The 7,419-nt window shown below is 53.1% G+C and carries 5 protein-coding genes; 1 reads left to right on the plus strand and 4 read right to left on the minus strand.

Going from position 1 to position 7,419, the window contains the following annotated elements:
* Positions 1 to 179 precede the first annotated feature (179 nt).
* The 4 genes from alaS to pncC form a co-directional block, all read right to left on the minus strand.
* Complete coding sequence (alaS, locus tag AC6HVW_RS16805; RefSeq protein WP_186487140.1) at positions 180 to 2,807, minus strand: alanine--tRNA ligase; 2,628 nt, start codon at positions 2,805 to 2,807, stop codon at positions 180 to 182.
* A gap of 131 nt (positions 2,808 to 2,938) precedes the next feature.
* Positions 2,939 to 3,472: a recombination regulator RecX gene (gene recX, locus AC6HVW_RS16810; protein WP_024485176.1), complete on the minus strand. Its 534-nt coding sequence runs from the start codon at positions 3,470 to 3,472 to the stop codon at positions 2,939 to 2,941.
* 58 nt (positions 3,473 to 3,530) lie between these two features.
* The gene (gene recA / locus AC6HVW_RS16815) at positions 3,531 to 4,595 is read right to left on the minus strand and encodes a recombinase RecA (protein ID WP_024485175.1); all 1,065 of its coding nucleotides are present in this window, start codon (positions 4,593 to 4,595) and stop codon (positions 3,531 to 3,533) included.
* A gap of 112 nt (positions 4,596 to 4,707) precedes the next feature.
* Positions 4,708 to 5,196: a nicotinamide-nucleotide amidase gene (gene pncC / locus AC6HVW_RS16820; protein WP_059199884.1), complete on the minus strand. Its 489-nt coding sequence runs from the start codon at positions 5,194 to 5,196 to the stop codon at positions 4,708 to 4,710.
* Between the two features lie 203 nt (positions 5,197 to 5,399).
* Between pncC and AC6HVW_RS16825 the strand changes: the two genes are divergently transcribed.
* Positions 5,400 to 6,791: an MFS transporter gene (locus AC6HVW_RS16825; protein ID WP_059199883.1), complete on the plus strand. Its 1,392-nt coding sequence runs from the start codon at positions 5,400 to 5,402 to the stop codon at positions 6,789 to 6,791.
* Positions 6,792 to 7,419 lie beyond the last annotated feature (628 nt).

Below are 7,419 nucleotides of genomic sequence, written 5' to 3' on the forward strand. Positions count from 1 at the left end.
GTAAGTCAAGAACCCACAATAAATGTAAGCAGACTTGGTGTCACTCCAGATTAAGAATAAGTTTAGCCGACCTGGAAAACTTTGTTCCCGCAATTGTCACTACATTGTGTTAGCACAGTCTAAAAACGCCATAAGCCACAGTGGCTTACGGCGTCAGTAACGCGCCTATTTATTTATATTCACAGTTTCGCGGCCACCCAGGCCTCTACGCTGTTTAATGCCGCAGGCAAGGCGTTGGCATCACTGCCCCCAGCCATTGCCATATCAGGGCGTCCACCGCCCTTGCCGCCAACCTGCTGTGCGATGTTGCCGATCAGCTCGCCGGCCTTAACCCGGTCGGTCAGATCTTTGGTAACACCCGCAATCAGGCTGACTTTGCCTTCTTCCACCGTGGCCAACACGATGATCGCAGAACCCAGCTGATTTTTAAGATCGTCAACCATGGTACGCATGATCTTCGGCTCAACGTTATCCAGCTGGCTGACCAGCAGCTTCACACCATTGACCAGCTTGGCTTGACTCGACAGCGAAGCACTTTCCTGCGCAGCTTGCTGATCTTTCAGCTGTTGCAGCTCTTTTTCCAGCGCGCGAGTGCGATCGAGCACCGCACGCACTTTATCACTCAGGTTATTGCTGTCACCCTTCACCAGGTGAGCAACATCCTGTAACAAGTCACTCTGTTGATGCAAGGTCGCTATCGCCCCTTCACCCGTCACAGCTTCAATACGACGGATACCGGCTGCGGTACCAGACTCACTCTGGATGCGGAACAGGCCGATGTCACCGGTACGGTTGGCATGCGTACCGCCACACAGTTCGGTAGAGAAATCGCCCATCGTCAGCACACGCACGTGGTCATCGTACTTCTCGCCAAACAGTGCCATCGCGCCCTTCTCTTTGGCATCATCCAGCGCCATCACTTCGGTCTGCACCGACAGGTTACGACGGATCTGCTGGTTAACCAAATCTTCTACCGCGCGGATTTGTTCTGGCTTCATCGCTTCGGAGTGCGAGAAGTCAAAACGCAGGTACTTGTCGTTAACTAACGAGCCTTTTTGCGCTACGTGCTCACCCAGGATCTGGCGCAATGCCGCATGCAACAGGTGAGTGGCGGAGTGGTTCAGGCGGATACGGTTACGGCGTTCGCTGTCGATCACCGCATCAACGCGGTCATTCAGCTTCAGCGAGCCGCTAGCCAGCTTGCCCAGGTGTCCGATAGCCTGGCCATATTTCTGCGCATCACTCACCACGAACTCGATGCCGGCCGCTTTAAGCACGCCTTTATCGCCGACCTGGCCACCCGATTCGCCATAGAATGGCGTTTCGTCCAGCACCACAACGGCCTCTTCACCCGCATGGATCTCATCCACCGGCTGACCATCACGGAACAAAGCTGTCACTTTCGCCTGTTGTTCTTCGCGATCGTAACCATTGAACTGGCTTGCGCCGTCAACACGGATCAGGCTGTTGTAGTCCGCGCCAAAACCGCTGGACTCACGCGCACGGCGGCGTTGAGCCTCCATGGCCTGCTCAAAGCCATGTTCATCAACCTTAAGACCACGCTCACGACAGACGTCGGCGGTCAGATCCACCGGGAAACCGTAGGTATCATACAAACGGAATGCCGTTTCGCCATCCAGGGTATCGCCCTGCAGCTTGGCCAGTTCGTCATCCAGCAGCGCCAAACCGCGCTCCAGCGTACGGGCAAACTGTTCCTCTTCGGATTTCAGTACCTGCTCAACCTGTGCCTGCTGGCGCTTCAGTTCGTCGGCAGCCGGGCCCATCACTTCGATCAATGGAGCAACCAGCTTGTAGAAGAAGGTATCCTTCGCGCCCAACATATTGCCATGACGGATCGCGCGGCGAATGATACGGCGCAGCACGTAGCCACGGTTTTCATTCGACGGGATCACGCCATCGGCGATCAGGAAGGCACAAGAACGGATATGGTCCGCAATCACGCGCAATGACTTGTTACCCATATCGGTTGCGCCGGTCAGTTTGGCGACGGCGGCAATCAGGGTGGTGAACAGATCGATTTCGTAGTTGGAATTGACATGTTGCAGCACCGCAGCGATACGCTCGAGGCCCATGCCGGTATCCACCGAAGGTTTCGGCAGCGGCAGCATGGTGCCATCAGACTGACGGTTGAACTGCATGAACACGATGTTCCAGATCTCGATATAGCGATCGCCATCTTCTTCCGGGCTACCCGGAGGGCCACCCCAGATATGGTCGCCGTGATCGAAGAAGATCTCGGTGCACGGGCCGCATGGACCAGTGTCGCCCATCTGCCAGAAGTTATCAGAAGCAAAGGCCGCGCCTTTGTTATCGCCGATGCGGATGATGCGTTCCGCAGGCACGCCAATCTGCTTCTGCCAGATGTCGAAGGCTTCGTCATCGGTCTCATAGACAGTAACCCACAGCTTTTCTTTCGGCAGGTTGAACCAGTTTTCACCGGTCAGTAGTTCCCACGCGTAGCTGATGGCATCGTGCTTGAAATAGTCACCGAAGCTGAAGTTGCCCAACATTTCAAAGAAAGTATGGTGACGGGCGGTATAGCCGACGTTTTCCAGATCGTTGTGCTTGCCACCGGCACGCACGCAACGCTGTGAAGTGGTGGCACGCGAGTAGGCGCGCTTGTCCAGCCCCAGGAAAACGTCTTTAAATTGGTTCATGCCGGCATTGGTAAACAGCAATGTCGGATCATTGTTAGGTACCAGGGAGCTGCTTGCTACAACCTGGTGGCCTTTACTATGAAAGAAATCGAGAAACGCTTGACGGATCTCAGCGGTGCTCTTGCTCATAATTTTCCCGGAAAGACTAGAATAACGATGCGTGAAAGAGGCTCGACATCCTGACGATATCCTCTGGTTCACGAACTAAATGTGGGGATAAGATAAATTTTCTTCGGGGGGAAGTAAAACGCCGTGTGCATTCATTGCGCAAAATCACGATAAATCGACTGAATTTCCTCCTGGAAGAAGCCGCGATAGAGCAGATAGCGCAACACCTTGGCTTTCTCTTTCCATTCTACCGGTAACGGATCGCCAAATTTGCGCAGCGCGATCTCCCTGGCTTGCTCACACCAGTCGATTTCGCATTCCGCCAGGGCGTCCTGCACTATTTCTTTATCTACGCCCTTTTGCATCAGTTCTGAACGAATGCGTTGCGCGCCATATCCCTTGCGGCTGCGGCTGGCAATAAAGCTATTGGCGAAACGCCGATCGTCCAGCCAGTTATGCTGGTAGCAATAGCTAATCACCTGTTCAATGATTGCAGGATCGACGGGTTCTTCGGGGGGTTCTGTAGGGGATTTGCTACCGAATCTGGCGTTAGCCATAAATGGCGGCGCCGCAAGTTTGCGGCGCAGTTCGGCTTCACTATGATCGCGTTGGGACAATAGCCGCATCGCACGGCTAATCAACGTATTTTGCTGATTACCCGCAGATTGGGAACCTACATCATTCATATCTGCAAGCCTTGGTGATCGGTATACGCCCTAAGGGGCGTATACCCACCGGCAAAGATTAAAACTCTTCGCTGGTTTCTGCTTCGTTGTCATCGGCCTTCTCGGCACTGGCAGCAGCCGCTTCACCATTGCTGTGCAGCAACAGGTCACGCAGTTTTTTATCCAGTTCCGCAGCAATGGCCGGGTTTTCTTTCAGGAAGTTACAGGCATTGGACTTACCCTGACCGATCTTCTCACCGTTGTAGCTGTACCAGGCACCGGCCTTCTCGATCATCTTGTGTTTTACGCCCAGATCGACCAGTTCGCCACGGCTGTTGATCCCTTCACCATACAGGATCTGGAACTCTGCCTGTTTGAACGGTGCAGCGATTTTGTTCTTCACCACTTTCACGCGGGTTTCGCTGCCGATCACTTCATCACCTTCTTTGATCGCACCGATACGGCGGATATCCAGACGGACAGAAGCGTAGAACTTCAGGGCGTTACCCCCGGTGGTGGTTTCCGGGTTACCGAACATCACGCCAATTTTCATACGGATTTGGTTGATGAAGATCAGCAAGGTGTTGGCGTTCTTCAGGTTACCGGCCAACTTACGCATGGCCTGGCTCATCATACGTGCCGCCAGCCCCATATGGGAGTCACCGATTTCGCCTTCGATTTCCGCTTTCGGCGTCAATGCCGCTACGGAGTCAACGATGATGACGTCAACCGCACCAGAGCGGGTCAACGCATCACAGATTTCCAGCGCCTGCTCACCGGTATCCGGCTGAGAACACAGCAGGTTGTCGATATCCACGCCCAGTTTCTTGGCGTAGATAGGATCCAGCGCATGCTCGGCATCGATAAACGCACAGGTTTTACCTTCGCGCTGTGCAGCGGCAATAACTTGCAGAGTCAGGGTGGTTTTACCGGAGGATTCCGGGCCATAAATCTCGACGATACGGCCCATTGGCAAGCCGCCTGCGCCCAGTGCGATATCGAGTGACAGCGAGCCGGTGGAGATCGTTTCTACGTCCATGGAGCGGTCTTCACCCAGACGCATGATGGAGCCTTTGCCGAACTGTTTCTCAATCTGGCCCAGTGCTGCAGCTAACGCCTTTTGCTTGTTCTCATCAATAGCCATTTTTGCTCCTTCGTTGCGCAATGTCAGTGTGACTCACATTGCCGCTGAATGTATGTTGTGCAGGAAATTGCTGCTAATTATACTGTATGGTCATACAGTATCAAGCCTAATTTTACAAAAATTCATCAAGCGCCGTTTGCAGCGCAAAAAGGGTTGCCTGCAGGCGCACCGCATCGCGATCGCCGGTAAATTGCATTTTGCGCGCCAGCACCCGGCCGGAACGTTCGGCAAAACCAAACCAGACGGTACCCACCGGTTTTTCCACACTGCCACCGTCTGGGCCAGCAATGCCGCTGACCGAGAGCGCAAGATCGGCTTTGGCCGCGTGCATCGCGCCCTGCGCCATCTCGCGCACCACTTCCTCACTGACCGCGCCATGAGCCTGCAAGGTCGCTTCCGCCACCCCTAGCAGTTCGTGCTTTGCCGCGTTGCTATAAGTGACAAAGCCGCGATCGAAATAGGCCGAGCTGCCGGCGATATCGGTAATTGCCTTGGCAATACCGCCGCCCGTACAGGACTCTGCACAGCTGATCCAACGCCCATTGGCCTTTAGCCTTTGTCCGACGGCAATACTGAGCTCACGCAACCGCTTCTCACTCATGGACTCTCCTTTGAATCAATCAATGTATATGCGCCTGATGGTAGCATTTATCAAGCCTCTACGGCATTTTACCGGCCGAAATGCCATGCGCTTCGCAGTGCTGCGGTTTTAAGCCGTTGTACTAACTGCTAGTATCGGGGATACGTCCAGCTTGTTGCGGCAAACCCGTTTGCCTCAATCTTCGACTAAAACAGGAAGGCCGAGTGAAAAAAACGTTAGGTGTATTCTTTCCGCTGTATACCACCACCCTGCTGATGCTGCTGGGTTCAGGGTTACTGACCACCTACATTTCCCTGCGGTTAACCTCCATCAACGTCAGTGGCGCCCTGATCGGGGCCATTATCGCCGCCAACTACATCGGCCTGGTGATCGGCGGCAAGGTCGGCCACTTTCTGATTGCCCGCGTAGGGCATATCCGCGCCTATGTCTCCTGCGCCGGGATTATTACCGCCGCGGTGCTGGGCCACGGCCTGACGGAATACATCCCGGTTTGGGTGGTGCTGCGGTTGATTATCGGCCTGTGTATGATGTGCCAGTACATGGTGCTGGAGAGCTGGCTGAACGATCAGTCCGAATCCAATCAGCGCGGCATGGTATTCGGCTTTTATATGGCGGCCTCCTACCTTGGCATGTCGCTGGGGCAGATTGTGCTTATGCTACAAGCCAACCTTGGCATCAGCACGCTGCTGCTCATCGCGCTGTGTTTTTCCCTCTGCCTGGTGCCGATCGCCCTGACAACCCGTACCAATGCCCGGCATATGTCGCCCGCCCCGATGGAGCTGCGCTATTTTGTGCATGCCATTCCTAAAGTGTTGGCCACCACGCTGGTGATCGGCATGGTGGTAGGTTCCTTCTACGGGCTGGCACCGGTATATGCCAGCCAGCAGGCATTGACCACTCAGCAAACCGGTCTGTTTATGGCCATAGCTATCTTTGCCGGGCTAGTGGCGCAGTTTCCGCTGAGCTGGCTGTCAGACCGTTACAACCGCACGTTGCTGATGCGGGTTAATGCACTACTGCTGGTGATTGCCGCCTTACCGCTGGCTCTGTTGCCCCATATCGATTTCCCGGTGTTACTGATCGTCGGCTTCATAGTCAGCATGTTGCAGTTCACCCTATATCCGCTGGCGGTAGCGCTGGCCAACGACATGATTGAGCCAGAACGCCGCGTCTCCCTGGCTGCCTGTCTGCTCATGGCATTTGGCGTGGGGGCCAGCATCGGGCCGCTGGCCGTCGGTGCGCTGATCCAGCCTTTGGGTGGGAATATCCTGTACGTGTTTTTCGCACTGTGTGGCCTATTGATTATGGCCTTCAGCAGAACGGTCAAACAGGATGAGTCGCAGTTTGTACAAGATGCGCCAGTGCCCCATATCGCCATGCCAGACAGCCTCTCCAGCTCCCCACTTTCCCCGGCATTAAACCCGACGTTCGATGAGCAGACCATTCAAGATACGATGCCAGCGCCGGAGGCCGCTCCCGATCCGCTAGCAGAAGCTCCGTTGGCGGAACTGCTGCCTGAAGAAGAGCCCGCCCATCCCCAAGGTGCAGATCCCGAAGAAGACACCGGGCTGAAAAAAGCCTACACCATGCTATAGGTCAGCCAGGCGTGGTCCGCCACGTCTCCTCACCCCAGAACATGAAGGTTTTCTTATGACGCATAGAGAAATCAGTAGCATAACTAATAAATAAAAAGCATTAGCCTCACACTTTCAAAAAACATCTCTTTATTAGCCCGCAAAGACATGCCAATAAAACTTGTAAAAACCGTTAATTTTGTAATGTAATTATCTTATTTTCTCCCCCCGGTAGCACCAGTTATAAAACAAGTAAAACATTTAGCATAAAAAAATTAAGCTATTGATTTTAATAAATTAACTATGTAATGGCAGCTAATTTAAATGGCAATTAAAATACAAATTATCTAATTTAAAATTAAAACACCCCGCTGAATTAAGAAACCATCAATTATCCATGGGTACTTACCCATCTTGGTAAATAAGAATTTTTATCAATAGCAAATTCGCACAATAATCATTACTACGTATGGCATTTTTATCAAAGCTCGCTTATACCTTACCTCACAGATAAATTAGGAAGATTAATCTTAAAACCCTTTCAGGGATGAGTTTAGTGTTACCTTTGTACTAATTAGTCATCTAAACACCAGGTTAAATTTAGCTCTAGGGCACCCCCTCGGGCATTCCAGCGCGCCTACAAAAGCCA

This window comes from Serratia sp. NCCP-200 (assembly GCF_059697885.1).

Coding starts and splice junctions, on each gene's coding strand:
- alaS (WP_186487140.1), bottom strand. CDS start 2,807: ATGAGCAAGAGCACCGCTGAGATCCGTCAAGCGTTTCTCGATTTCTTT.
- recX (WP_024485176.1), bottom strand. CDS start 3,472: ATGAATGATGTAGGTTCCCAATCTGCGGGTAATCAGCAAAATACGTTG.
- recA (WP_024485175.1), bottom strand. CDS start 4,595: ATGGCTATTGATGAGAACAAGCAAAAGGCGTTAGCTGCAGCACTGGGC.
- pncC (WP_059199884.1), bottom strand. CDS start 5,196: ATGAGTGAGAAGCGGTTGCGTGAGCTCAGTATTGCCGTCGGACAAAGG.